The sequence below is a fragment of the Comamonas sp. BIGb0152 genome (assembly GCF_024809975.1).
Taxonomy (GTDB): Bacteria; Pseudomonadota; Gammaproteobacteria; order Burkholderiales; family Burkholderiaceae_C; genus Comamonas.
Genome location: NZ_JANUDY010000001.1, coordinates 88157 through 112487, shown reverse-complemented (window position 1 = coordinate 112487; position 24331 = coordinate 88157). Strand labels below are relative to the sequence as shown.

General features: G+C 64.1%; 25 protein-coding genes. 13 read left to right on the top strand and 12 right to left on the bottom strand.

The genetic code is table 11. The annotated features are described in order from the left end of the window. Positions 1 to 26: 26 nt before the first annotated feature. Positions 27 to 1415, top strand: a complete 1389-nt coding sequence (locus M2375_RS00535; protein WP_259163278.1) for a GntP family permease — start codon at positions 27 to 29, stop codon at positions 1413 to 1415. Positions 1416 to 1490: 75 nt separating this feature from the next. Here the strand turns inward: M2375_RS00535 and M2375_RS00530 are convergent, their stop codons facing one another. Together M2375_RS00530 and M2375_RS00525 are read right to left on the bottom strand one after the other, a co-directional pair. Further along, positions 1491 to 1703: a hypothetical protein gene (locus M2375_RS00530; RefSeq protein ID WP_259163276.1), complete on the bottom strand. Its 213-nt coding sequence runs from the start codon at positions 1701 to 1703 to the stop codon at positions 1491 to 1493. A gap of 170 nt (positions 1704 to 1873) precedes the next feature. Next, positions 1874 to 3427 carry a fumarate hydratase gene (locus M2375_RS00525; RefSeq protein WP_259163272.1) on the bottom strand — a complete coding sequence of 518 codons (1554 nt, stop codon included), beginning with the start codon at positions 3425 to 3427 and terminating at the stop codon, positions 1874 to 1876. 351 nt (positions 3428 to 3778) lie between these two features. On the opposite strand from M2375_RS00525, the gene fumC reads away from it, so the two are divergent. Beyond that, positions 3779 to 5170, top strand: a complete 1392-nt coding sequence (fumC, locus tag M2375_RS00520) for a class II fumarate hydratase (protein WP_259163271.1) — start codon at positions 3779 to 3781, stop codon at positions 5168 to 5170. A 97-nt stretch (positions 5171 to 5267) separates the two neighbouring features. After that, positions 5268 to 6110, top strand: coding sequence for a hypothetical protein (locus M2375_RS00515; RefSeq protein ID WP_259163269.1), 843 nt, complete (start codon positions 5268 to 5270; stop codon positions 6108 to 6110). A 13-nt stretch (positions 6111 to 6123) separates the two neighbouring features. Here the strand turns inward: M2375_RS00515 and M2375_RS00510 are convergent, their stop codons facing one another. Together M2375_RS00510 and M2375_RS00505 are read right to left on the bottom strand one after the other, a co-directional pair. Next, on the bottom strand, positions 6124 to 7308 hold the full coding sequence (locus M2375_RS00510; protein WP_259163268.1) for an MFS transporter: 1185 nt from the start codon (positions 7306 to 7308) through the stop codon (positions 6124 to 6126). Positions 7309 to 7410: 102 nt separating this feature from the next. Beyond that, positions 7411 to 8442 carry a GlxA family transcriptional regulator gene (locus tag M2375_RS00505; RefSeq protein WP_259163267.1) on the bottom strand — a complete coding sequence of 344 codons (1032 nt, stop codon included), beginning with the start codon at positions 8440 to 8442 and terminating at the stop codon, positions 7411 to 7413. A gap of 203 nt (positions 8443 to 8645) precedes the next feature. Between M2375_RS00505 and M2375_RS00500 the strand changes: the two genes are divergently transcribed. Next, positions 8646 to 9563 carry a Dyp-type peroxidase gene (locus tag M2375_RS00500; RefSeq protein ID WP_259163266.1) on the top strand — a complete coding sequence of 306 codons (918 nt, stop codon included), beginning with the start codon at positions 8646 to 8648 and terminating at the stop codon, positions 9561 to 9563. A gap of 17 nt (positions 9564 to 9580) precedes the next feature. Here M2375_RS00500 and M2375_RS00495 read toward each other — a convergent pair whose 3' ends face one another. The 6 genes from M2375_RS00495 to M2375_RS00470 all read right to left on the bottom strand — a co-directional run bounded on the left by M2375_RS00495 (position 9581) and on the right by M2375_RS00470 (position 13214). Beyond that, the gene (locus tag M2375_RS00495; protein ID WP_259163264.1) at positions 9581 to 10057 is read right to left on the bottom strand and encodes a DUF2269 domain-containing protein; all 477 of its coding nucleotides are present in this window, start codon (positions 10055 to 10057) and stop codon (positions 9581 to 9583) included. Next, positions 10057 to 10470: a DoxX-like family protein gene (locus M2375_RS00490; RefSeq protein WP_259163263.1), complete on the bottom strand. Its 414-nt coding sequence runs from the start codon at positions 10468 to 10470 to the stop codon at positions 10057 to 10059. The genes M2375_RS00495 and M2375_RS00490 overlap by 1 nt, the downstream gene beginning before the upstream one ends. Further along, a complete protein-coding gene (locus tag M2375_RS00485; protein WP_259163262.1) occupies positions 10467 to 11396 on the bottom strand; it encodes an NAD-dependent epimerase/dehydratase family protein in 930 nt (309 codons plus the stop codon). Before M2375_RS00485 ends, M2375_RS00490 begins: the two co-directional genes overlap by 4 nt. A 47-nt stretch (positions 11397 to 11443) precedes the next feature. Continuing rightward, complete coding sequence (locus M2375_RS00480; RefSeq protein WP_259163261.1) at positions 11444 to 11935, bottom strand: thiol-disulfide oxidoreductase DCC family protein; 492 nt, start codon at positions 11933 to 11935, stop codon at positions 11444 to 11446. An 85-nt stretch (positions 11936 to 12020) separates the two neighbouring features. Continuing rightward, positions 12021 to 12584, bottom strand: coding sequence for a GbsR/MarR family transcriptional regulator (locus M2375_RS00475; RefSeq protein WP_259163260.1), 564 nt, complete (start codon positions 12582 to 12584; stop codon positions 12021 to 12023). A gap of 105 nt (positions 12585 to 12689) precedes the next feature. Then, positions 12690 to 13214: a peptidylprolyl isomerase gene (locus M2375_RS00470; protein WP_259163259.1), complete on the bottom strand. Its 525-nt coding sequence runs from the start codon at positions 13212 to 13214 to the stop codon at positions 12690 to 12692. 53 nt (positions 13215 to 13267) lie between these two features. Between M2375_RS00470 and M2375_RS00465 the strand changes: the two genes are divergently transcribed. The 3 genes from M2375_RS00465 (at position 13268) to M2375_RS00455 (ending at position 15536) form a co-directional block, all read left to right on the top strand. Continuing rightward, on the top strand, positions 13268 to 14416 hold the full coding sequence (locus tag M2375_RS00465; RefSeq protein WP_259163258.1) for a JmjC domain-containing protein: 1149 nt from the start codon (positions 13268 to 13270) through the stop codon (positions 14414 to 14416). After that, entirely contained in the window at positions 14416 to 14940 is a 525-nt protein-coding gene (locus M2375_RS00460; protein ID WP_259163257.1) for a hypothetical protein, read from the top strand. Before M2375_RS00465 ends, M2375_RS00460 begins: the two co-directional genes overlap by 1 nt. Positions 14941 to 15140: 200 nt before the next feature. Then, positions 15141 to 15536, top strand: a complete 396-nt coding sequence (locus tag M2375_RS00455; protein ID WP_259163253.1) for a hypothetical protein — start codon at positions 15141 to 15143, stop codon at positions 15534 to 15536. 276 nt (positions 15537 to 15812) lie between these two features. Here the strand turns inward: M2375_RS00455 and bamC are convergent, their stop codons facing one another. Both bamC and dapA read right to left on the bottom strand, forming a co-directional pair. Continuing rightward, positions 15813 to 16919 (bottom strand): outer membrane protein assembly factor BamC, encoded by a 1107-nt coding sequence (bamC, locus tag M2375_RS00450; protein ID WP_259163252.1) that lies wholly within the window; start codon positions 16917 to 16919, stop codon positions 15813 to 15815. A 41-nt stretch (positions 16920 to 16960) separates the two neighbouring features. Further along, the gene (gene dapA / locus M2375_RS00445) at positions 16961 to 17857 is read right to left on the bottom strand and encodes a 4-hydroxy-tetrahydrodipicolinate synthase (protein WP_259163251.1); all 897 of its coding nucleotides are present in this window, start codon (positions 17855 to 17857) and stop codon (positions 16961 to 16963) included. Positions 17858 to 18133: 276 nt separating this feature from the next. Here dapA and lgt point away from each other — a divergent pair, with 276 nt between their 5' ends. The 6 genes from lgt to M2375_RS00415 all read left to right on the top strand — a co-directional run bounded on the left by lgt (position 18134) and on the right by M2375_RS00415 (position 24325). Beyond that, positions 18134 to 18964 (top strand): prolipoprotein diacylglyceryl transferase, encoded by an 831-nt coding sequence (lgt, locus tag M2375_RS00440; protein WP_259163250.1) that lies wholly within the window; start codon positions 18134 to 18136, stop codon positions 18962 to 18964. Between the two features lie 102 nt (positions 18965 to 19066). Next, complete coding sequence (locus M2375_RS00435; RefSeq protein WP_259163249.1) at positions 19067 to 19855, top strand: transporter substrate-binding domain-containing protein; 789 nt, start codon at positions 19067 to 19069, stop codon at positions 19853 to 19855. A 304-nt stretch (positions 19856 to 20159) separates the two neighbouring features. After that, a complete protein-coding gene (locus tag M2375_RS00430) occupies positions 20160 to 20828 on the top strand; it encodes a GntR family transcriptional regulator (protein WP_259163248.1) in 669 nt (222 codons plus the stop codon). Further along, entirely contained in the window at positions 20825 to 22303 is a 1479-nt protein-coding gene (locus M2375_RS00425; protein ID WP_259163247.1) for a malonyl-CoA decarboxylase, read from the top strand. The genes M2375_RS00430 and M2375_RS00425 overlap by 4 nt, the downstream gene beginning before the upstream one ends. A 197-nt stretch (positions 22304 to 22500) precedes the next feature. After that, complete coding sequence (locus tag M2375_RS00420) at positions 22501 to 23517, top strand: Bug family tripartite tricarboxylate transporter substrate binding protein (protein WP_404979253.1); 1017 nt, start codon at positions 22501 to 22503, stop codon at positions 23515 to 23517. A 16-nt stretch (positions 23518 to 23533) separates the two neighbouring features. Then, the gene (locus M2375_RS00415; protein WP_259163246.1) at positions 23534 to 24325 is read left to right on the top strand and encodes an enoyl-CoA hydratase/isomerase family protein; all 792 of its coding nucleotides are present in this window, start codon (positions 23534 to 23536) and stop codon (positions 24323 to 24325) included. Positions 24326 to 24331: the final 6 nt, after the last annotated feature.

Sequence of the window (24331 nt, the reverse complement as noted above, 5' to 3'; positions counted from 1 at the left end):
CGTGTCACAAATCCACCTCTTCTCGCATGTCAAATTTCGATATCCAATTGCTGCTCACCGCCCTGGTGAGCGTGCTGGTGCTGGTCGCGCTGATTGTCTCGCGCATCCGCTTGCACCCTTTGCTGGCCTTGCTCATCGTCTGTATCGGCGTGGGCTTTGCCACCGGCATGGCACCCGGCGAGATTGCCAAGAACATCACCAATGGCGCGGGCAAAACCCTGGGCGCCGTGGGCGTGGTGATTGCGCTGGGCGCCATGCTGGGCAAGATCCTGGCTGATTCGGGCACCACTGAGCGCTTGGCCAATGCCATCTTGCGCCATACCTCTGACCGGATGATTCCCTGGGCGATGACCCTGGTGGCCTTCATCATCGGGATTCCGATGTTTTTCGAAGTGGGCCTGGTGGTGATGCTGCCGCTGATCTTCAGCGTGGCGCGCAAGCTGGAAAGCCGCGAGAACTTCAAGGGCTCCGCCTATGTTTACGTGGGCGTGCCGGTGATTGCCGCGTTGGCGGCCATGCACGGCATGGTGCCGCCGCATCCTGGCCCCTTGACTGCCATTGCCACCCTGAAAACCACGGTAGGCCCGACGATGCTGTATGGCTTCCTCGCGGCCTTGCCGGCGATGGTGCTGGGCGGGCCGCTGTATGGCGCCTTTATCACCCCGCGCATGACGACCCGGCCGGAGCAGGCGCTGCTGGACCAGTTCACCGAGACCCAGACCGAAGCCGGCAAGGACCAGCCCGGCATTGCGATGGGTGTGCTGTCTGCCTTGCTGCCCGCGCTGCTGATGCTGGCCCATGCGCTGGCCGAGATGGCCTTGCCCAAGGGCTCGGGCCTGCTGCAGGTGGCCAGCTTTTTGGGCAATCCGCTGATTGCGATGCTGCTGGGCGTGCTGTTTGCGGCTTTCACCTTGGTCTACCTGCGCAGCGGCGACGCCGAAAAGCTGCGCGATACCTTGGGCGCCAGCCTCAAGCCAATTGCCGGGATCATCATGATCATTGCCGGCGGCGGCGCCTTCCAGCAGGTGCTGACCAGCGCCAAGGTGGGTGATGCCATCGTGCACATGACGCAGCAGTTTGCGTTTCCGCCGCTGGTGCTGGGCTGGCTGATTGCCATGCTGCTGTCGGTGTCGACCGGATCGGCCACCGTGGGCATCGTGGGCGCAGCCGGTTTGCTGGCACCGCTGGCAGCGGCTGACCCCAGCCTGAACCTGCCTTTGCTGGCCTTGTCGATCGGCTGCGGCTCCTTGTTCTTCAACTACGCCAACCATGCGGGCTTCTGGATGGTCAAGGAATCCTTTGGCATGACCATGGGGGAGGCCACCCGCACGATCACCGTGGTGCAGTCCATCGTCTCGTTCGTGGGTCTGCTGATGGTGCTGCTGTTCAATACCTTGCCGGCGCTCGGTGGGTAGCAGCCTTTAAAAAAAGCGAATGGGCCGCAGCAGCGATGCTGGCGGCCCATTTTTTGCCCTGTGAGGGACGTCTGATCAGTCGGCAGGCTTGGCTTGCTCGGCTGCTGCGTCGCTGGCGTCAGCGGGAGCAGCGTTTGCGTCTGGCTGCGATTCAGTCGCGTCCTCGTTGCCATCCGGGGTGTCCGAATCAGGCTGTCCGTTGGCTTTGCGCTGGGCTTTTTCTGCTTTTTTCTTCTTTTTTTCCAGCTCACGCTGGCGCTTCTCGTACTGGTAATTCGGCTTGGCCATATTTTTGTTCCTTAGCGGTGTTCAGCCTCCACGATACAGCATGCGCCGTACCTGGGGGGGAGACCATAGTAATGTTTGCAGGGGGGAAACCGTAAAGCAAGGCGCTTTTTCAGGCCTTGCTGCAGCAAAAAAACCGCCCGAAGGCGGTTGGCTGATGAAGGCCCAGGCAATCAAGCGCCTGCGACTTCGATGCCCTTGAACTCGCCCGTCGCGATCTTTTCCTTCCAGATCGCCGGGCCGGTGATGTGGGCGCTGGTGCCGCCGGCATCCACGGCCACGGTCACGGGCATGTCGACCACGTCGAATTCATAGATGGCTTCCATGCCCAGATCGGCAAAACCCACCACCTTGGCATGCTTGATGGCCTTGGAGACCAGGTAGGCAGCGCCGCCGACGGCCATCAGGTAGGCCGATTTGTGGTTCTTGATGGCCTCGATGGCGACCGGGCCGCGCTCGGACTTGCCGATCATCGCGATCAGGCCGGTCTGCGACAGCATCATGTCGGTGAACTTGTCCATGCGGGTGGCGGTGGTTGGGCCGGCAGGGCCAACGACTTCGTCACGCACAGGGTCCACCGGGCCCACGTAGTAGATCACGCGGTTGGTGAAATCCACCGGCAGCGGCTCGCCCTTGGCCAGCATGTCCTGGATGCGCTTGTGGGCGGCGTCGCGGCCGGTCAGCATCTTGCCGTTGAGCAAGATGGTGTCGCCCGGCTTCCAGCTGGCGACTTCTTCCTTGGTCAAGGTGTTCAGGTTCACGCGCTTGGACTTGTTGTAGTCCGGCGCCCATTCGATCTTGGGCCAGGTGTCCAGCGATGGCGGGTCCAGGTACACGGGGCCGGAGCCGTCCATCACAAAGTGGGCGTGGCGGGTAGCAGCGCAGTTGGGGATCATCGCCACGGGCTTGGAGGCCGCGTGCGTGGGGTACATGTTGATCTTCACATCCAGCACCGTGGTCAGGCCGCCCAGGCCCTGGGCGCCAATGCCCAGGGCGTTGACCTTCTCAAACAGCTCCAGGCGCAGCTTTTCCACCTGGTCCAGCTCGGCACCGCTGGCCGCCTTTTGCTGCAGCTGGTACATGTCCAGGTCTTCCATCAGGCTTTCCTTGGCCAGCAGCACAGCCTTTTCAGCGGTGCCGCCAATGCCGATGCCCAGCATGCCCGGTGGGCACCAGCCTGCGCCCATCGTGGGAACGGTCTTGAGCACCCAGTCCACAATGCTGTCGCTGGGGTTCATCATGATCATCTTGGACTTGTTCTCCGAGCCGCCGCCCTTGGCGGCCACGGTCACGTCCAGCTTGTCCCCGGGGACGATCTGCACATTGATGACGGCAGGCGTGTTGTCCTTGGTGTTCTTGCGGGCAAAGTGGGGATCGGCCACCACCGAGGCGCGCAAGGTGTTGTCGGGGTGGTTGTAGCCACGGCGCACGCCTTCGTTGATCGCATCTTCCAGGCCCATCGTGAAGTCTTCCCACTTCACGTCCATGCCCACCTTGAGGAACACGTTGACGATGCCGGTGTCCTGGCAGATGGGACGCTGGCCGGTGGCGCTCATCTTGGAGTTGGTCAGGATCTGGGCCATCGCATCCTTGGCTGCCGGGCTTTGCTCACGCTCGTAGGCCCGTGCCAGGTGCTGGATGAAATCCGGGGTGTGGTAGTAGCTGATGTACTGCAGGGCGCCCGCGATCGAGTCGATCAGGTCCTGCTGACGGATGGAGGTGGTCATCGTGCTTGTGGGTGGGTTTGGGGTTGCGCAAGGCTATGCTGCCGATGGCGCTCGGGATCACGGGGGCAATTATCGGCGTTTCGCCGGCCGGGTGGTGGTAAATGCCCGATAAGTCTTCTAGAAGACTCAGGTGTCGCGCAAGTGTCGAGACAGCGCAAGAGCATGCTCCCAGCATGGCTGCTCATCGCAGATGAGAACGGCTGTTATTGACTGCGTTAGGATGCGATGCCGCGTCCGCTCTGCACCCAGGCGGGCGGCGTCATATTTTCGAATCCTGCGGCCCACCAGCCAAACGCTTACCAGCCAGACGAGCCGCGTTGCAATTGTTGAGATACCAGGAGTGATCCAAGCATGACAGCTACCCGCCAGGAAAAAGACACCTTCGGCCCCATCGATGTGCCGGCCGACAAACTCTGGGGCGCCCAGACGCAGCGCTCGCTGCAGAACTTTGACATCAGCGGTGAGAAGCAGCCCGGTGAAATCATCCATGCGCTGGCGCAGGTGAAAAAGGCCAGCGCCACCGTCAACCACGCGCTGGGCCTGCTCGATGAGAAGAAGGCCAAGGCCATCAATGCGGCGGCCGACGAGGTGATTTCCGGCCAGCACCCCGATGAGTTCCCGCTGGTGGTCTGGCAGACCGGCTCGGGCACGCAGACGAATATGAACGTCAACGAAGTGCTGGCCAACCGTGCCAGCGAGCTGCTGGGCGGGGAGCGCGGCGAATCGCGCCTGGTCCACCCCAATGACGAGGTGAACAAAAGCCAGTCCAGCAATGACGTCTACCCCACCGCCATGCATGTGGCGGCCGTTACCGCCATTGAGCGCAAGCTGCTGCCCGCGCTGGAAAAGCTGCGCCGCACCCTGCAGGCCAAGAGCGAGGCCTTCAACGACATCGTCAAAATTGGCCGTACCCACTTGCAAGATGCCACGCCGCTGACCCTGGGCCAGGAGATCTCCGGCTGGGTGGCCCAGCTCGAACACGGCGCCAAGCACACCAAGTCGGCTTTGCCCCATCTGTATGAGCTGGCGCTGGGCGGCACGGCCGTGGGCACGGGCCTGAACGCTCCCAAGGGTTACGCCGAAGGTGTAGCCCAAGAGCTGGCCAAGCTGACCGGCTACCCGTTTATCACCTCGCCCAACAAGTTCGAATCGCTGGGCTCTTGCGATGCACTGGTGTTTGGCCATGGTGCCCTCAAGACCTTGGCGGCCAGCCTGATGAAGATTGCCAACGATGTGCGCTGGCTGGCATCGGGCCCGCGCAGCGGCCTGGGCGAGATCTCCATCCCCGAGAACGAGCCGGGCTCGTCCATCATGCCGGGCAAGGTCAACCCCACGCAGTGCGAAGCAATGACCATGCTCTGCGCCCAGGTGTTTGGCAACGATGCCGCTATCAATATCGGCGGTGCCTCGGGCAACTTCGAGCTGAATGTGTTCCGCCCCATGGTGGCGCACAACTTCCTGCAAAGCGTGCGCCTGCTGGCCGATGGCATGGTGAGCTTTAACGACCACTGCGCCGTGGGCATTGAGCCCAACCGCGAGCGCATCACCGAGCTGGTCAGCCGCTCGCTGATGCTGGTGACCGCGCTCAATACCCATATTGGCTACGACAAGGCGGCTTATATCGCCAAGAAGGCGCATAAAGAGGGCAGCAGCCTGCGCGATGCGGCCGTGGCCAGCGGCCATGTGACGGCCGAGCAGTTTGACCAGTGGGTCGTGCCCGAGCACATGGTGGGCAATCTGTAAGCGCGTTTCAAGCGCTGCAGCGTTCCAGGGCCCGCATCGCTGCGGGCTCTGTGCATCTACACTGGCCGTTTTTGAATTTCCCTCCTTTGGACCATTCATGCCATCTGATCCCCTGCAGACCTTGACCGCCAGCTTCCAGCCTAGCGAAGGCTTTTTGGTGGGCGGTGTGGATATCCATATGCTGGCGCAGGCGCTGGGCGTGCCAGTGTTCGAGACGCCCTGGCACATGCCCCAGTACCAGCTGGGCGAGCAGGGCGCCTGGCGGCTGATGCGCGGCGGCATGGGGTTGGACAGGGGCTACTACAGCGGCGGCTGTGTGTATGGCGGCTCCACGGCGCTGCTGCGCAAGAACGCACAAGGCGGCTGGGACACGTGGATGTCGCTGTCGCCTTTTGAGATCGAGAGCCAGGAGCTGGCCTGCCGCCATGCGCATGGCCACACGGTGGTGATGGGCCTGGGGATGGGCTGGGTGACGGCCAATATTGCGCTGAACCCGGCCGTGGAGCGGGTCACCGTGGTCGAGCGTGACCCGGAGGTGATCGCGCTGTTCCAGCACATGCAGGTGCTGGAGGGTTTGCCGCCCGAGGCCGCCGCCAAAATTCACATCGAGCAAGCCGATGCGCTGCAGTGGCGCCCGGCGCCGCAGCAAGTTGTGGACTGGCTGTATGCCGATATCTGGCTGCGACTGGCCGAGCCGCAGGCGCTGGCCGAGGTGCAGCAGATGCAGGCCCATGTGCAGGCGACACAGCTGTACTTTTGGGGCCAGGAGTGGGTGCTGGCTGCGCCTTTGCAAGCATCGTGGGGCAGCCCCAGTTGGGCCCCGGCACTGGCAGAGGCCGTAGCGGCCACGCGCCTGCCCTTGCTTACCGCTGTGGATGGCGGATTTGCGCCCTGGGTAGAGCGCATCTGGCGCGAGCGCCTGGCACGCAGGCCTGCTTGAAGCATTCTTGGATCTAGGCCCGCGCCCGCGCAGTCCATGCCGAGCGGCTGCCTTGCCAAACCAGCAGCGCCAAGGTCAGCAGCATCGCTGCATTCACGGCCTGCCAGCCCAGGGTCTGGATCAGCACACCGCAGCTGAGCGACATCAGCGCCGCGCTGCCGTTGTTGCTCCACTCCATCATGGGCTGGGCCTGCGCCCGCTCTTGGGGCGTGCTGGCCTGGTTCAGCAAGCTGGTGCCGGCGAGGATCATTAGGTTCCAGCCGGCACCCAGCAGCAAGGAGCTGAGCAGAAACGGCATGAACTGCATGCCGATCAGTGCCACACCAGCGCTGGCGGCCAGCAGGGCCGCGCCCAGCCAGGCCAGGCGCCGCGCGCCAAAGCGGTCCACCGCGCGGCCAGCGAACAGCGAGGGTGCAAACATGCCCAGCACATGCCACTGGATCACCTGGGTGGAGCTGGCCAGCGAATGGCCCGCGCCATGCATGGCCAGCGGGGTGGCATTCATCACCAGCACCATCAGCCCATGGCCGCAGGCGCTGAGCAAGATGGCCTGGCGCAGCGCAGGGCGCTGCCACAGCTGGCGGCGCGTGGCAGTGGGCTCGGCAGCGGACCTGGCCTGCATGGGCAGGTGCAGGCGCGCCGGCAGGCATTGCAGCAACGCGCAGGCCAGCAAGGCCAGCACCGCAATCGCCAGGTAGGCGCCGGCCAGCGGTGTGGCCAGGGCCTCTGCGGCGTGGATGGCCAGCGTGGGCGCCAGCAGCGCGGCTGCGATACCTCCCGCCAGCACCCAGGCTGCGGCACGGCCGCTGTGTTCTGTCGGCATGCCATCCAGCGCGGTAAAGCGGTAGAAGCCGGCCGATGCCTGGTAGCCGCCCAGCAGCAGCATCGCCAGGCAAAACAGCCCAAAGCTCGCCTGCACCACTGCCCAGGTAGCTAGCAGCCCAGCCAGCACCCCCAGCAGCGCGCCGCATTGCAGTCCCCGGGCACGGCCGTGGCGCTGCATCCAGCGGGCGAGCGCGCCAATCGACAGCAGGTTACCCGCTACCAGCAAGGTCAGCGGCACCGTGGCCAGTACCGGCCAGGGGGTAAGGCGCTGGCCGACCAAGCCCGTCAAGGCAATGCCGATGATCGAGCAGGACCAGTACAGCGCTTGCGCGATGCTGAGGGTGAGCAGTTGGGGATGGTGTTTGAGCAGCATGGGCGGTGGTGCAGGGATGGAAGGGCGTGCTTGCGCGAACGGGCAGCGGATGCTTGCCGGTGGTACATGGGTGAGTGCTCAGCCGTTGATCGGCGCAGGCTATCAACCCGTGCCAAAGCGTTCGGCAAAGGCCTGGGGGCTGACGGCCAGGGTTTTGTGAAAGCTGCGGCGCAGGTTTTCCGGGTGGCCAAAGCCGCAGATCCGCGCCACGGTGGATACGGAGGCTTGGCGCTGGCTGAGCAAGGTGGTGGCGGCCTGCAGCCGCACGCGCTCCACATAGCGTGCGGGCGTGGTGGCCAGCTCTTGCTGGAACACGCGGGCGAGGGTGCGCGGCGGCAGGCAGGCCTGCGCGGCGAGTTGCTCCACGCCCAGGCGCTCGCCCAGGTGGCCGGGAATCCACTCCAACAGCCGGGCCAGGCGCGGCGCCTGCGTGGTCTCGGCCGCCAGCAGCGGGCTGAACTGCGCCTGGCCGCCGGGGCGGCGCACAAACATCACCAGGTGCCGGGCCACGGCCAGCGCCATGCTGCGGCCCAGGTCGGCCTCGATGAGGCTGAGCGCCAGGTCAATGCCCGAGGTCACCCCCGCCGATGTGAAGATATGGCGCTGCAGCGGGTGGTTGGCATCAAAGGTGTGCAGGCGGTCGCCATCGACCTGGATGGGGCGCTCCATCGCGGCCAGCTCTTGCAGCCGGCACCAGTGGGTGGTCGCGGGCAGGCCATCGAGCAGGCCGGCGCGCGCCAAAATAAGTGCGCCCGAGCAGACCGAGCCCAGGCGCTGCACCTTGGGCGCCGTGCGCTGCAGCCATTGGCGCAGACCGCTGTGGTGCTGCACATCGACCACGCCATCGCCCCCCGGCACCAGCACCGTGCTGTTGGCGCCGGGGCGCAGCTGGCCCAGGCCCTGGGTGGCGATGGTCTGCAAACCGCAGGACAGGGTTACCGGGCCGGCCTCCAGCCCGGCAAAGACCAGCTGGTAGAAAGTGGGCAGACCCTGGCGCTGGCGCACATCGTTGGCGGTGGCGAACACCTGCATGGGCCCGGTGATGTCCAGGCTCATCGCACGCGGGTAGGCGATGCAGATGACATGGTGGCCGGGCTGGGCGCTGTGGGCGGCGGTGGTGCGGGATGGGGGCATGCGAAGAGTGTGCATGCAGGGCCATTTGGCAGCAATGACATTGATCGCACAGATTCTGCCAAGCTGCAGCCAAAGCGCAACAGCTATGGCGGTGATTGGCGAATGCGAATGCCAGGCAGCTTGGTTTGCTGGGAGGCTGCGCGACAATAGAAGATTGCAATCCTTAGCCAGACGCAGCGGCACAGCTGCGCGTCCCCCACACGATGACCGCCTTGAACCAACCCGGAATCCTGCTGGATCTGCCAGCCGCCAGCCGCTACCAACTCTGGAACCTCTCGGGCGACGCCCCGGCCGTGCGGGCCGCGCTGGCGCGCTTGCAGCAATGGGCCGATGGCGAGCAGGCCGTCGTTTGCATCGGCCAGCCGGTGGCTGATCTGCTGGGCACGCCCGTGCCGGGCTTGCGCAATTTCCCGGCCATCACCGGCCCCAAGGGCCCGCTGCCGCTAACACCCCATGCGCTGTGCCTGTGGCTGCGCGGCCAGGACCAGGGCGATGTGCTGCGCCTGTCGCGCGAGGCGGCTGCACTGCTGGCGCCGGCCTTCAGCCGCGAGAAGGTGGTCGACTGCTTCCGCCATGGCTGGAACGGCAAGGATGCGGTGCGCGATCTGACCGGTTACGAAGACGGCACCGAAAACCCCCAGGACGACGACGCTGTGCATGCTGCCATTGCCGATGGCATGGGCCCGGGCCTGGACGGTGGCAGCTACTTTGCCGTGCAGCAGTGGCTGCACGACATGGATGCCTTTGCCCGTATGAGCGCGCTGCAAAAAGACCACATGATTGGCCGGCGCCTGAGCGACAACGAAGAGCTGGACGATGCGCCCGAATCGGCCCACGTCAAGCGCACCGCGCAAGAAAGCTTCAGCCCCGAGGCCTTTATCCTGCGCCGCAACATGCCCTGGTGGAAGGTGCAGGCCGATGGCAGCGATGCCGTGGGTGCCGTCTTTGCCGGCTTTGGCCGCAGTTTTGAGGCCTTCGAGGCGCAGATGCGCCGCATGGCCGGTGAGGAAGATGGCATCAGCGATGGCCTGTTCCTGATGTCCAACCCGGTGACCAATGCCTACTACTGGTGCCCACCGATGCGGGACGGCCGTGTTGATCTGCGCGCGCTGGGTCTGTGAGCGCCTAGAACCCGTTCTTAACCCCAGAGTGCGGGCTTGTTGACCATCAGGTAGTACACGCCGAGCATCGCCACAAAGGCCGGGTAGCCCAGCGCCTCCCAGCGCCCGGCCAGGCGCCGGTATTCGTCGGGCAGCGGCTGGCCTTGTGCGTCGGCGCTTGCGGCCATTTGGGCCATGCGGATTTGCATGGCCACCACGGGCAACCAACACAGCCCTGCCAGCACATACAGCGCCATCGACAGCAGCAGCCAGGGCGTGTGCCAGGGCCAGCCGGCCAGGGCCATCAGCGCCCAGCCGCTCAGCGGCTGGATGATGACGGCTGGCGTCGTGAACCACCAATCGGCCCGCACCACCAGGCGGCTGACGACGGCCTGGGCGGCCACATTGCCGCTGCGGTTGGCAAAGAACATATAAAAGGCCGAGCCAAAGCCGGTGCCGACCATCAAGACGCTCGACAGGATATGCAGGGTTTTGAGCAGCAAATACGTGTTCATCATCGACTCTCCATGGCACGGGTATCGCTCTGCCACAGCAGCCACAGCGCAGCGGCAATGGGCAGGTTTTTGGACAAGGGCCCCAGCGGGTGCAGCCACAGCGCCGGTAGCAGGGCGGTCGCAGCCACCGTCATGACCAGCATCGCCACCAGCGCGGTCGCATAGGCGTTGCGACCGGGTCGGCACAGCAGCCACAGGCCCAACAGCAGATCGAGTGCGGCACCGCCCGCAATCAGCCAGGCCTGGGTGCTGGGGGCATCGATGCCGCCCGCCTGCAGCAAGGCGGTGCTCTCGCCCTGCCACTGCAGCAGGCTGGCGGAGGCCGTCCATAGCCAGACGGCGACCAGGCTCAGGCGCAGCAGTTGCAAGGGCTGATGCAGCGGCGGTGTGCGCGGCGCGCTGGGTGTTGTCATGCGCTGCCTTCGGACGATGGCGTCGCTTGCTGGCCACGGATCAGCGCCAGCATCTGGGCGGGATCGGTGGGCGCACGCCCCAGCCACTGCGCCATCGGCGCCGGGTCGCAGCAGTTGTCCAGCGATGCCAGCTCCAGCGATGCGCTGCACCAGGGGCTGGTGGGCACGGCATCGCCCAGGCGCGCACTGGCCCGGGTCGCCCAGTCGGGCAGGCGCAGCTGCAGGGCCTGGCTGCGGCCGGCTTGCTGGCGCAGGCTGCCAATCATCTGCGCCATGCTGAGCCGCTGCGGCCCACCGAGTAGCACGATGCCGGTGGTGGGCGACTGCAGCAGTCGAGCCATCACCTCGGCCAGCTCGTCGACGGCCACCGGCTGGATCAGGCGCTGCTGCATCACCGCCGGCAGCACCAGCACAGGCAGTTGTGCCAGCTGCATGAAAAGCTGGGTGCTGGCGCCTTGCGCGCCCATCACTATGCTGGGGCGGACCACGATGCCATCGAGCTGGCCCTGCGCGGTCAATGCCAGCAGAAGGGCGTCGGCTGCGCGCTTGGTGCGGGCATAGGCCGTCTCGTTGCTCTCCACCCCCAGCGCCGAGAGCTGCATCACGCGCCGCACCCCTGCCTGGGCACAGGCATCGAACAGCGCTTGCGGGCTGGTCTGGTGCAGGGCTTCCAAGTTGGCACCGTCGGGCCCCGGCTGGTCGCGCAGGCTGCCCACGGCGTTGATGACCATGTCCACCCCTTGCAGATAGGGCAGCCAGTCGGCAGGTTGGCGCATCTTGCCAAATTGCAGTGGCGGCTGGGAGCGCCTGCTGACTGCGATGACGCGCAGGCCCTGGGCGCGCAACTGGCGCGTGAGTGCCTGGCCGATAAAGCCCTGGCCGCCGCAGAGCAGCACGGTGGGTTGGGGGGTGTTGGGGGTGTGCATGGTGTCTCCTTGACTGCCAGTGGCTTTTTGGCGTTTTCCAGCGGGGGTTAACGAGGCTGCTTGAGATCGCAGGCATCGCTGCCGCGCGCACAGGCCGCACTGCGCTTGGCGGCCTGTGCGGCCTGGCGGCGAACGGTGCATTGCAAGCCCTGCTCCAGCACCCAGGCTATGGGGGCCAGCGGCAGGCGGTAGCGGTTGCGTGCCAGCATGGGGTAGAGCTTGTCCAGCGCGTCCGCCACCAGCGGCAGCCCCGCGAGCCGGGGCACCCAGGCCCAGCCCACGCCCAGGTAGGCGCGGGTCAGGCAGTCCACCCCGATGTAGACCTGGCCATCGGCGCCCACGCCGTGGATGGACTGCATCAGCGTGGCCTTGTCGGCGGGGGCCTGGCTCAGGTCGGCCGTGCTGGCATCGATGAAGACCAGCTTGCCCGCGTGGTTGCGCAGCATCAGGTGGCGCATCTCGGCGTTGCACATGCGGCAGCTGGCGTCGTAGTAGATGGTCAGCGGAAACGGGGTGGCAGCGGTGTCACGGCGAGGCATATGCGTTCCTTTCGATGTTTCTGTCAAAACAGAAATAATTGCGCTAAAAAAAGGCCGGTCCTTGCAGGGCACGGCTTGCGTGGTCTCAGGGCTTGGTCAGTGCCTCGGCGGGCGCTTGCGCCGCAGGGCTGCCGCGCACAAAACGCTGTACCGTTGCGCCCAAGGTCAAGATCTTGTCCAAGGTCGCGGGCGATAGGCGCAGCATCTCGTCGCTCCAGGCGCCCAGCTTTTGCATCAGCTCCAAGGTGGCCAGGATGCGGTCCTGGCCATCGGCGCTTTCGCGGGCAAAGTCGGGGCTGTTCACCAGCGACTGCAAGAGCCGGGTGGTGGGGTCGAACTCACGCTCCTTGCGCTCACGCACGATGGTGCGAAACAGCTCCCAAACATCGACACTGGTCTCGAAGTAATCGCGCCGGTCGCCCAGCACATGCGTCACTCGCACCAGCTGCCAGGATTGCAGCTCCTTCAAGCTGTTGCTGACATTGGAGCGCGCCACGTTCAGGGTCTCGCTCAGCTGCTCGGCATTGAGCGGCTTGCCATGCACAAACAGCAGCGCATGGATTTGGGAGACCGTGCGGTTGACGCCCCACAGCGATCCCATCTCGCCCCAGTGCAGCACAAATTGTTGTTGGATGTCGGTCATTTGCATGCTGTGAATTCTAGGGTTTCATTTATTTCTGTCAATAGAGAAATTAAAAACCATGAAAAAGGCCATCGCAAAGGATGGCCTTGGAATGGACGTCTTGCCGGGTGCTCAGTGCAGCAGGTTGTTGCCTGGCGCCTGGGGCTGCACGCGGAAGAAGCCGGTGCCGCAGCTGCCGGTGCCGATTTCTTGCTCGGTCGCCTCGCGCACGGCAGCCACCTGGATATCCAGGCGAATGGCGATGCCGGCCAGCGGATGGTTGCCATCGAGCACCACATGCTCGGGGTACAGCTCGGTGACGGTGTAGATCATGTCGCGCGGGGCATCGGGGTTGGTGCCTTCGGGCAGTGCATGGCCTTCGATAGTCATGCCTTCTTCCAGATCGGCGGGGAACAGCGCCCGCGCTTCCAGAAAGACTTTTTCTTCGTCGTAATCGCCAAAGGCATCTTCGGGCTCCAGATGCAGCTGCACCCGGTCACCCACGGTGTGGCCTTGCAGTGCCTGCTCCACGCGGGCCAGCAAATCCTGGCCTCCGACCAGGAATTCCACGGGCTCGTCGAGTACGTCCAGGGTCTCGCCCAAGGTGTCTTTCAGCGTCCAGGTCAGTGCGACCACGCATTGATCAATGATTTCCATAGGACAATTGTCGCAGTTTGGGCCCGGGCGCCCAGAGGATTACTGAGAAAGCCATGCAAATCGAACAAGCACTGCCTCTGCTGGGGGGCATCTCTCCGGCCCAGTTCATGCGCCGTTACTGGCAGAAAAAACCGCTGCTGGTGCGCGGCGCCGTCAGCGACTGGAAAGACCTGCAGCTGCCGCTGCCGCGCAGCGAGCTGTTTGCGCTGGCGGGCGAGGAGGGCGTGGAGTCGCGCCTGATCCAGCACAAAGCGGGAGCCTGGAGTGTCAAGCACGGCCCCTTCAGCCGCCGCGCCATCCCCTCGCTCAAAACCCCGGAATGGACCTTGCTGCTGCAGGGCCTGGACCTGCACAGCGATGCCGCCCATGCGCTGCTGCAGCGCTTTGCCTTTGTGCCGGCTGCGCGCCTGGATGACTTGATGGTGAGCTACGCTAGCGATGGCGGCGGCGTGGGCCCGCATTTTGACAGCTATGACGTGTTCTTGCTGCAGGCCCATGGCAAGCGCCGCTGGCGCATCGGCAAGCAAAAAAACCTGGGCTTGAAGGAGGGCATACCGCTCAAGATCCTGGCCGAGTTCGAGGCCGAAGAAGAGTTTGTGCTGGAGCGCGGCGACATGCTGTACCTGCCGCCGCGCTACGCCCACGATGGCGTGGCAGAAGGCGAGTGCATGACCTATTCCATCGGCTTCCGCTCCCCGGCGCAGCAAGAGCTGGCCGGCGAGCTGCTGATGCGCATGTCCGAGAGCGATGAGATGGACGAGGTCAACGCCAAAGCCGCCTCGCCGATCTACCAGGACCCCAAGCAGACAGCGGTGCAGGCCCCGGGCGCCATCCCGCCTGCCATGCTGGACTTTGCCCGTGCCGCCATAGAAAAGCGCTTGGCCGAGCCGCTGGCCCTGGCGCGCGCGCTGGGTGAGGCGCTGACCGAGCCCAAGGCCAATGTCTGGTTTGAACCCGAGGACTTCCCGGCGATGCTGGAGGCCGTGGCGCTGGACCGCAAGACCCGCATGATGTACGACGAGCAGCATCTCTTCATCAATGGCGAAAGCTACCGCGCTGCGGGGGCCGACTTCAGCCTGATGAAGAAGCTGGCCGATGGCCGCCACCTGGATCGCCGCGATGTCAGCGAGGCCAGCGACGATGCGCTGGAGCTGCTGTCGCAGTGGTGCGAGGATGGCTGGGCCCACGCGGTGCCGCAGTGATGACCGGCGCCAGCCCCGCACCTGCCGCATGGCAGCCCGCCGACGGCCTGAGCGGCCGCTTTGAAGGCCGGGCTGCCTTTGAGGCGCAGGTGCTGCATTTTCTGCAGCAGGCGGCCGCGCAGGGCTGGTCGCAGATCATCGTGGCCGACCCCGACTTTGCCGACTGGCCCTGGGGCAGCGCCGCTGCCGTGGAGCTGCTGCACCAATGGGCGCGCCATGGCGGGCAAATGACGGTGCTGGCTCACCGCTTTGACAGCCTGGTACAGCGCCACCCTCGCTGGGTGCAATGGCGCAAGACCTGGGACCACCGGCTGCAGTGCCGCAGGCTGCTCAGCCGCGATGTCTCACAGGTACCGAGCGCGCTGTGGTCGCCCCCATGGGCTGTGCAGCGCATCGATGTGGCGCGCTGTGTGGGGGTGGCCAGTGCCGAGCGCAGCGCGGTCGTGCCCTTGGGCGAACAATTGCAGGAGTGGATCCGCTCTGCCAGCACCCCCGCCTTTGCGGCGACGGTGCTGGGCTTGTAGGCCATCGTCGCTAAGCAGGTCATTCGTTGCTGAACGGCAACGCCTGAGACGCGCTGGTCATAGGCAGTCGGCCCGGGTAATCCCTATAATTCATTTCAGACGCTCACGCGTTAAATACTTTGTGCTGCGCACTCTTGGCCTGGGCAGATGGTTTGCCCTGGTCCGTTTCACAAGAATCCACCGTCGTTAGGAATATCCAAATGAAGAAGTCCCTTGTTCTCGCATCGATGATCGCTGCTGTTGCGCTGGCTGCTTGCGGCAAGAAGGAAGAAGCTGCAGTACCTGCACCAGCACCCGCACCTGTGGAAGCGCCAGCACCTGCCGCAGCACCTGCTGTTGAAGCTGCCAAGGATGCCGCCAACGCTGCTGCCGATGCCGCCAAGGACGCTGCTGCCGATGCCAGCGCTGCTGCCTCGAAGGCCGTGGATGCCGCCAAGGATGCTGGCTCTGCTGCTGCCGACGCCACCAAGGACGCTGTCCACAACGCTGCTGATGCCGCCAAGGACGCAGGCGCTGCTGCCGCTGATGCTGCCAAGTCCGCAGCGGATGCTGCTTCCAACGCTGCTACCGCTGCCAAGGAATCGGTGAGCAAGTAAGCGCCGAATGGCCGGCCCGGGTATACCGGGCCTGCTTTTTTGCAGACTTGCCTGAACGAGCCCGTGCTTTGCACGGGCTTTTTATTTGGGCGTTCAGTGCGTCGAATGCGCCGCTGGATGCGTTGCGCCAGACGCATGCGCACTCTGTGGCCCGGTCTGGTACGGCCCGTCAGTGGCCCATCAGCCGGCCCATCACAGCGGCCATGAAAAAAGCCACTGCGCGTACGCAGTGGCTTGGGGTGGTGCGGAGCTTGCCCCGGCAGGCTTAGCCTGGCATCACTTCATGTCGTCCGACAGCACCTTGAGAATGCGCTGTGCATTGGCGGAGGTGTCGGCCTTGCCGCTCTCGTTGAGCACGGTGACATTGCTGGTGTTGGCTTCGCTCTTGACCTGGATGCGGTACTTGATCGGGTCTGGTGCATCCGGGTTGCGGTTGAAGATTTTGGCAAAGAAGCCATCGGGCTTCTTGTTGAGATCGGTCGGATCGATATAGCGCACAAAGTAGACGCCTTGGCTGCGGTCGCGGTCTTCGACGGTGAAGCCGGTGCGGTCCAGGGCCAGGCCCACGCGGCGCCAGGTGCGGTCAAACGGGTCGCTGACCTGCAGCACCGGCGAGCCATCGGCGGCCGACGCGATCTTGGAGGTGCTCACAGGCGCCAGCGGCGCTGCAGCAATCGCCTTGGATTGCTCTTCGCTCACGCCCAGCTTGACCATGATGCGGCGCAGGAATTCGGTTTCCAGCTCGGGATCGGCCTTGCGGGGTTGCCAGATGGTGCTGTCTTTTTCCTTGTTGGAATAGACCTCTTCCATGCCGCGGTGGCTGACATAGATTTCGCTCTTGCCGTCGGGACGGCGCTCGATGCGGGTGCGGAACTTGTCCTGCTCGCCGGTCGAGTAGATCGAGTCAAACACCTTGCCGATGGAGCGGCGGATGAAATCCTGCGGCAGCTTGGCGCGGTTTTCTGCCCAGTCGGTTTCCATGATGCCGATGTCGGGGCGCTCAATGGTCAGCGCAAAGCCGCTTTCCTGCCAGAAATCCTTGACCGGCTCCCAGAGCTTGTCTGCCGAGCGGTCGACGACCAGCCAGCGTTGGTTGCCGTCGCGCTCGATCTGCACATCGCCAATCTGCGAGGCAGCGGTGTTGGCCGTGCCCTTGGGCGCTGCATCTTTTTGCACCTGGTAGGCCGCAGCCGATACCGTGCCGCCAGGCACGACATAGCGTGAGTCCTTGGACAGCTGCGTCAGATCTGGAGGCACCTCCAAGGTGGGGCCCTTGGTGGCCCCTTTGTAGTCGATCTTGTCGCCTTCGAGAATGTTGCCGGTACTGCAAGCGGCCAAAGTGACAGACAGGCTCAGCATGCTGAGTTTTGCGAGGGAATTCACGTTCAAATCCTTAACAGAGGCAACACGCGGAAAAATAAGCTCTAAATCAGAGCGGCTCCGCGCATCGCAGCTTCCACCGTGCCATGCAGACCGGAGGAAAGTTCGGTCATCGGCAGGCGCAGGGTTGGGCCACACAGCCCCATCTTGTGAGCCGCCCACTTTACCGGAATTGGGTTGGCCTCCAAGAACAGAGCCTTATGCAGCGGCAGCAGTTTATTCTGAATTTCCATAGCCCGACCAACGTCCTTGGCAATTGCCGCCTGGCAGAGCTGGCTCATCATGCGTGGCGCGATGTTGGCGGTGACGCTGACATTGCCATGTCCGCCGCACAGCATCAGGGCTACGGCAGTGGGGTCATCCCCCGAGTAGATGCCGAAACCGGCCGGTGCATCCTTGATGAGCCACTGGGCGCGTTCGATGTTGCCGGTCGCTTCTTTGATGCCGACGATGCCGGGCACTTCGGCCAGGCGCAGCACCGTATCGTGCTGCATGTCGGCCACGCTGCGGCCCGGGACGTTGTACAGGAAGATCGGCAGGTCACCCACCGCTTCGGCAATCGCCTTGAAGTGCTGGAACTGGCCTTCCTGGGTCGGCTTGTTGTAGTAGGGCACCACCTGCAGTTGGCTGTCTGCGCCCACGCTCTTGGCGTACTTGGCCAAGATGATCGCCTCATGGGTGGAGTTGGCGCCGCAGCCGGCCATGATGGGCACGCGCTTGTTGGACTGCTCGACCGAGACGCGGATGATCTCCATGTGCTCTTCGACGGTGACCGTGGGCGACTCGCCCGTGGTGCCGACCACGCCGATGCAGTTGGTGCCTTCGGCGATATGCCAGTCGATCAGTTTTCGCAGGCTTGCATAGTCCACGCTGCCGTCGGCATGCAGGGGGGTAATCAGGGCAACAATACTACCGGTCAATGGAACACTGGTGGAAGTCATAGCGTGGAATGGAAGCTGGATGGAAGATTCTAGCGGGGGCTGGACTGCGACCGCCGCAGGCAGTATAGCGCGGCCAGAGGCAGTCGCTGTCACATTGATCGTAAATGACTTTGATGTTTGGTCATATTGAATGTTATGTCGTAATTATTTGGTTAATTTGACGTAAATTTTTGAATGATTGCTTGATATCGATTGTGTAATCGATTGCGCATAGACCCGGGTAAGTCCTGTGGCCCCAGTCTGGGCATGCCGCTGCCCGCTGCGAACTGCGGCACAATGCCTGCCATGCTGATGTATCCCCAATTTGACCCGATTGCCATCAAGCTCGGCCCGCTGGCTGTGCACTGGTATGGCCTGACCTATCTGGTCGCCTTTGGCCTGTTTCTGTTCCTGGGCATACGCCGCCTCAAGGACCAGCCCTTTGCCTCGATCACCGAGCCTTCGCGCTGGCAGCGCAAGGACGTCGAAGACATTCTGTTCTATGGCGTGCTGGGCGTCATCGTCGGTGGCCGCCTCGGCTACTGCCTGTTCTACAAGCCCGGTTACTACCTCAGCCACCCGCTGGAGATACTGGCGGTCTGGCAGGGCGGCATGAGCTTTCATGGCGGCCTGGTCGGCGTGATCCTGTCCATGGTGCTGTTTGCCAAGCTCAAGGGTCGGCCTTGGCTGCAGGTGGCCGACTTTGTCGCGCCCTGCATTCCGCTGGGCCTGGCATCGGGGCGCGTTGGCAACTTTATCAATGGTGAGCTGTGGGGGCGCTTTTCCAGCCCTGATTTGCCCTGGGGCATGGTGTTTCCGCAAAGCGGCTCGATGCTGCCGCGCCACCCCTCGCAGATTTACCAGTTTCTGCTCGAAGGCGTGCTGCTCTTCGTCGTCATGTGGTTGTACTCGCGCAAGCAGCGCGGCGAAGGCCAGGTGGCCGGCGTTTTCCTGATCGGCTATGGCTTGCTGCGCTTTATTGCCGAGTACTTCCGCGAGCCCGATGACTTTTTGGGCCTGCTGTCGCTGAACCTGAGCATGGGTCAGTGGCTCAGCCTGCCGATGGTGTTGCTGGGTATCTACCTCTGGAACCGGGGCCGCAACCAGCCGCTGCTGCAGGCGCGCTAAACACCAAATCCTCTGGGTTTATAGGGCTATACTGATCAGCCGCTGTGCCGGGTTTCTCCAGCACAGCGGCTTTGTTTTTTGCCTGAGCGGAGATTGGACGATATGACAAGAAAAATGGTTCTGGGCCTGGTGGCCGGTGTGTGGATGCTGGGCAGTGCAGCGGTGTCTGCGCAGCAGGCCTTGCCGGATTTGAAAGTGGCGGTGGACCTGAGCTACGAGCCCTTTACCTACAAGCTGTCCACGGGCCAGCCTGCCGGTTTCGACGTCGACATCGCCACTGCACTGTGCGCACAGATCAAGCGCAAGTGCGTGTTTGTCGAGCAGGTCTGGGACGGCATGATCCCCGGCCTGCAGGCCAAGAAGTACGACGTGATCATCAGCTCGATGGCCAAGAACGAGGACCGGGCCCGCGTGGTGGACTTCACGAACAAGTACTACCACACCGGTTCGCGCATCGTGATGCCCAAAGGCTTCCAGTACAGCGTTCCCGAATCGCTCAAGGGCAAGAAGATCGGCGTGCTCAAGGCCAGCATCCAGGAGAAATGGGCGCTGGCTTACCTCAAGCCCGCAGGCGCCGATGTCGTCTCCTACCCCGGCCGTGACCCCGTCTACCTGGACATCAACTCCGGCCGCCTGGATGGTTCGGTGGCTGACAGCGTGGAAATTGCCTACGGCTTTTTGAAGAAGCCCGAAGGCCAGAAGTTTGAATTTGTCAGCGACACCCTGGTGGACAAGAAGATCTTTGGCGAAGGCGCCAGCATTGCCATGCGCAAGGGCCAGCCCGAGCTGAAGAAGTCGCTCAACGACGCCATTGCCGCCATCCGCGCCGATGGCCGCTACAAGCAGATTGCCGACAAGTACTTTGACTTTGACCCCTACGGCAAGGATTGAGTCCTGGGGCGAAAGCCCCAGCGTTGCGCCCCCAATGCAGGCCTTGTGCCTGCTTTTTTGCGTCTGCGGTAGCAACCAGGGCAGGCTGTCGCAGCTATCCACTGGTGACTGAGTATTAACACGGGTGTCGAAATTCTCTGTAATTTCTCATAATTACAGCCAGATGCATGGCATGGGCGCAGGGACGCATGGGCCTAAGGGTCCAAGGGTCCAAGGGCTTGGCACGGTATCTCTGGCCCTTCGCACCCCGCCTGCTTCAGCCGGGTGTCTGTCAGGTCCCTTTAGCGAATCAAGGAGTGAATGGATGGCGCTTGCCGCACAGCCTTTGCATGACACCGTAGCGACCCAGGTGCGGGATTTGATTTTTGCCGGCACCCTGGCGGGCGGTGAGTTGCTGGACGAGAAGGCCTTGTGCGAGCAGCTGGCCGTATCGCGCACCCCCTTGCGCGAGGCGCTCAAATTGCTGGTGTCTGAAGGCCTGCTGCGCCACGAGCCCCGCCGGGGCTGCTTTGTCGAGACGATCACCGACCGTGATCTGGACGACATCTTTCCGGTGATTGCGCTGCTGGAGGGCCGTGCCGCCTATGAAGCCACCAAAAAGCTCAGCAGCGCCGACCGGGCCGTGCTCGATGTGATGCACGAGCAGCTCAGCCAGTACGCGCAGGCTGGCGATATTGCCGGCTACTACCGCATGAACTACCAGATCCACGAGGCCTTCATCACCCTGGCCGACAACCGCTGGCTGGCCCAGGCGATTGCCGATCTGCGCCGCATTCTGCGCCTGGCCCGGCTGCAGCAGCTGCGCGCGCCGGGCCGCCTGCAGGCCAGCTTGCAGGAGCACCTCGATCTCTATGCGGTGATGCTCAGCGGCGATGCCGATGCCGCAGAACACACCATGCGCAACCATTTGCTGCAGCAGCGCAAGGCCCTGCTGCGCATGACCCCTCTCTCACTGTCAAGGATCGCTTTATGACCTCCGCTACCGACACTTCGCCAGCCACTGCGGTGGACAGCGCCGCCAACAGCTGGCTGCAAAAAAGCGCGGCCTGGCTGCGCTCGGTCGGCATTCCTACCGAGTTGGGCAGCAGCAGCCCGCCAGAGGGCGAGCGCAGCACCACCGAGCGCCTCAAGGCCACCTTGCGCCGGGGCAACGAAGTGCTGTCGCCGCGCGAGCTGCGCCGCTTGCTGGCTGATCTGCAGGCCGTGGCTGCCAGCGAAGTGAGCGACGCCGAAGGGGGCCGCCTGGCCGAGCCGGTGATGCAGTGGTATGCCGCCGCCCAGCCCGAGCAGCGCATGGACTGCTGGCGCCTGCTGTGCGAGCAGTTTGTGCCCGACGTGGCCAAGATTGGCCAGGCCCGCCAGCGCTATGAGGACGCAGTGGGCACTGCAGGCATGGCCGCTGCCGAGCGCCAGTTGCGCAAGGCCTTGCAGACACCGCGCATGCGCCTGCTGCAGCGCTTTGCGGTGCCCGCGCAGGGCATGCGGTTTTTGCTCGATCTGCGCGCGCAGATGCTGCCCCAGCTCAAGGGCCATGACTGGCTGGTCGCCGTCGATGCCGACCTGGAGTACCTGTTCTCGACCTGGTTTGACATCGCCTTTTTGGAGCTGCGCAGCCTCAGCTGGGATTCGCCCGCGTCCTTGCTCGAAAAGCTTATCAAGTACGAGGCAGTGCACGACATCCGCAGCTGGACCGACCTGAAAAACCGCCTGGACAGCGACCGCCGCTGCTATGGCTTCTTCCACCCGCGCCTGCCCAATGAGCCGCTGATCTTTGTTGAAGTCGCGTTGGTGGACAAGATGTCCGACAGCATTGCGCCGCTGCTGGACGAAGCCGCCGCCGCCACCGATGTGAACAAGGCCAGCACCGCGATCTTCTACTCGATCAGCAACACCCAGACAGGCTTGCGCGGTGTGAGCTTTGGCGATTCGTTGATCAAGACTGTGGTGGAGCAGCTGCTGCAGGAGTTTCCCAAGCTGCGCCAGTTTGCCACCTTGTCGCCGATTCCCGGCTTTCGCAGCTGGCTGGGCAAGCATGCAGCCGAGGTGTGGGACGCTGCTGACAAACGCTTGCGTGCCGATGTGGGCAAGGCGCTGGACAAGGCCGAGCCGGCGGTCGCCGACTGGCTGGCCGCGCTGGAGCAACCGGCCAAGCTGAAAGCCGATGACGCCGTGGCCAAGCTGCTGCTGTATGCCGCTGCCCGCTACCTGGGCAAGAGCCTGGTGCAGGACAAGCCGGTGGACCCCGTGGCGCGCTTTCATCTGGGCAACGGCTCGCGGGTCGAGCGCCTGAACTGGGCCGGTGACACCTCCGTCAAGGGCATCAAGCAGTCCTACGGCTTGATGGTGAACTACCTGTACGACCTCAAGCGCCTGGACAAGCACCGCAATTTGCTGGCCCAGGGCAAGATTCCCGTGTCATCGGGTATCGAGGCGCTGGCCAAGGTTTGAGTTTTGGATTGGTGGATGAGGCAGGGCAGGGCGGCGCTCCAAAGCGCTGGGCTGCCCTGGTGAGAGCTGACGGCTCCTGAAGGGGCCGCAGCCTGGGTGCTGGGCATAACAGGCCTGCCATCCAGGGCCTGCGCGTAGCTATCAGCGCGTGCAGGCGGGTGTGCGTGGATCTTAAAAAACAATCGCAAGGAGACAAGATGACCAAGAGCAATACACCGTCCTCATCCAGAAGACGAACGCTGGTAGGCCTGGCCGCCGGCATGGCCGGCACGGCGCTGCCCGCCTGGAGCTGGGCCAGTGCCGCTGCCGCGCGCGACTGGCCGGCCAAACCGGTGACCTGGGTGGTGCCCTTTCCGGCCGGTGGCGGCACCGATGCCTTTGCGCGGCCGCTGTCCTCGCAGTTCTCGAAAACCACCGGCAAGACGCTGGTGATCGACAACAAGGGCGGTGCAGGCGGCACCCTGGGGGCCAGCTTTGCGGCGCGCCAGTCGGCCGATGGCTACCATTTCTTCATGGGCGGCACCCACCATGTGATTGCCCCCTCGGTCTATCCCCGGCTCGATTACGACATTCAGAAGGACCTGGTGCCGCTGGCCTTGCTGGCCACGGTGCCGCAGGTGTTGGTGGTCAATCCCAAGCGGGTGACCGCTGCCAACATGCAGCAGTTGCTGGCCCAGCTCAAGGCCAACCCGGGCAAGATGAGCTTTGCCTCGGCCGGTGCCGGCACCAGCCACCACCTGGCCGGCGAGTTGTTCAAGATCCAGAGCCAGACCGACATCCTGCATGTGCCCTACAAAGGCGCGGGCCCGGCGCTGCAGGACCTGATTGCCGGCAATGTGGACATGCTCTTCGACGGCCTGGGCTCGTCGGCTGCGCACATTGCAGCTGGGCGCATCAAGTGCCTGATGGTCTCGGGCAGCCAGCGCAACCCTTCGCTGCCCGATGTGCCCTGCGCCGCCGAGGTGGGCCTGCCCGATTACAACGTGACCACCTGGTACGGCCTCTGGGCCATCAAGGGCACCTCGCCAGAGCTGCAGGCGCGCATGTTTGACGAGGCCAAGCGCATGGGTGCCTCTGAAGAAATCAAGGCCATCTGGGCCAAGAATGGCGCGGAATATGGCAGCATGACGCAGTCGCAGTTTGCGGCCTTTGTCGCGGACGAGGTCAAGCGCTGGGCCGAGGTGGTCAAGGCCTCGGGCGCCAAGATTGAATGACAGCAGGAGTGAACAGATGACGGGCCAGGTTCGGGTGGATGCATGGACGGCAGGCGAGCCGGTGGACCGCGCGCAGGTGCTGCGCGTGGTGCTAGCCCATCCGGGCAAGCGCAATGCCATGTCACGCGCCATGTGGCGGCAGCTGCGCAGCGTGTTTGAGGACTTGCAGCGCCAGCCCCAGCTGCGCTGCATCGTGCTGCAAGGCGAGGGCGAGGCCTTTTGCGCGGGCGGTGATATCTCGGAATACGCGGCCTTCCGTTTTGCAGAAGACAGCCTGGCCGCCTTTCACGAGGGCGAGGTCTGGCCGGCGCTGCATGCCATGCTGCAATGCGATGTGCCCCTGGTCGCCGCCATTGAAGGCGCTTGCATGGGCGCCGGCATGGAGCTGGCCAGCTGCTGCGACACCCGCCTGGCGGCAGACACCGCCCAGTTTGGCGCACCGATTGCCAAGCTGGGCTTTCCGATGGCCCCCAAGGAGGCGGCCTTGGTGCTGAGCCAGCTGGGGCCTGCCAAGACGCGGCAGATGCTGCTGGAGGCGGCCGTGTTTGGCGCGGACCAGATGCTGGCCTCGGGCTTTCTGAGCCAGGTTCACCCCGCTGCCCATCTGCAGGCGCAGTTGGAGCGCACGGTAGCGCGCATCTGCAGCCTGGCGCCCCAGGCGGCCCGCATGACCAAGCAGCTGCTGCGCGCACTGGCCGAAGGCGACCAGAACGCCCCGGTGCTGCAGCAGCCCTATGCCTATGCCGATTCGGCAGAACACCGCGAGGGCATTGCCGCCTTTATCGCCAAAAGAAGCCCCCAGTTTTGACGGCGC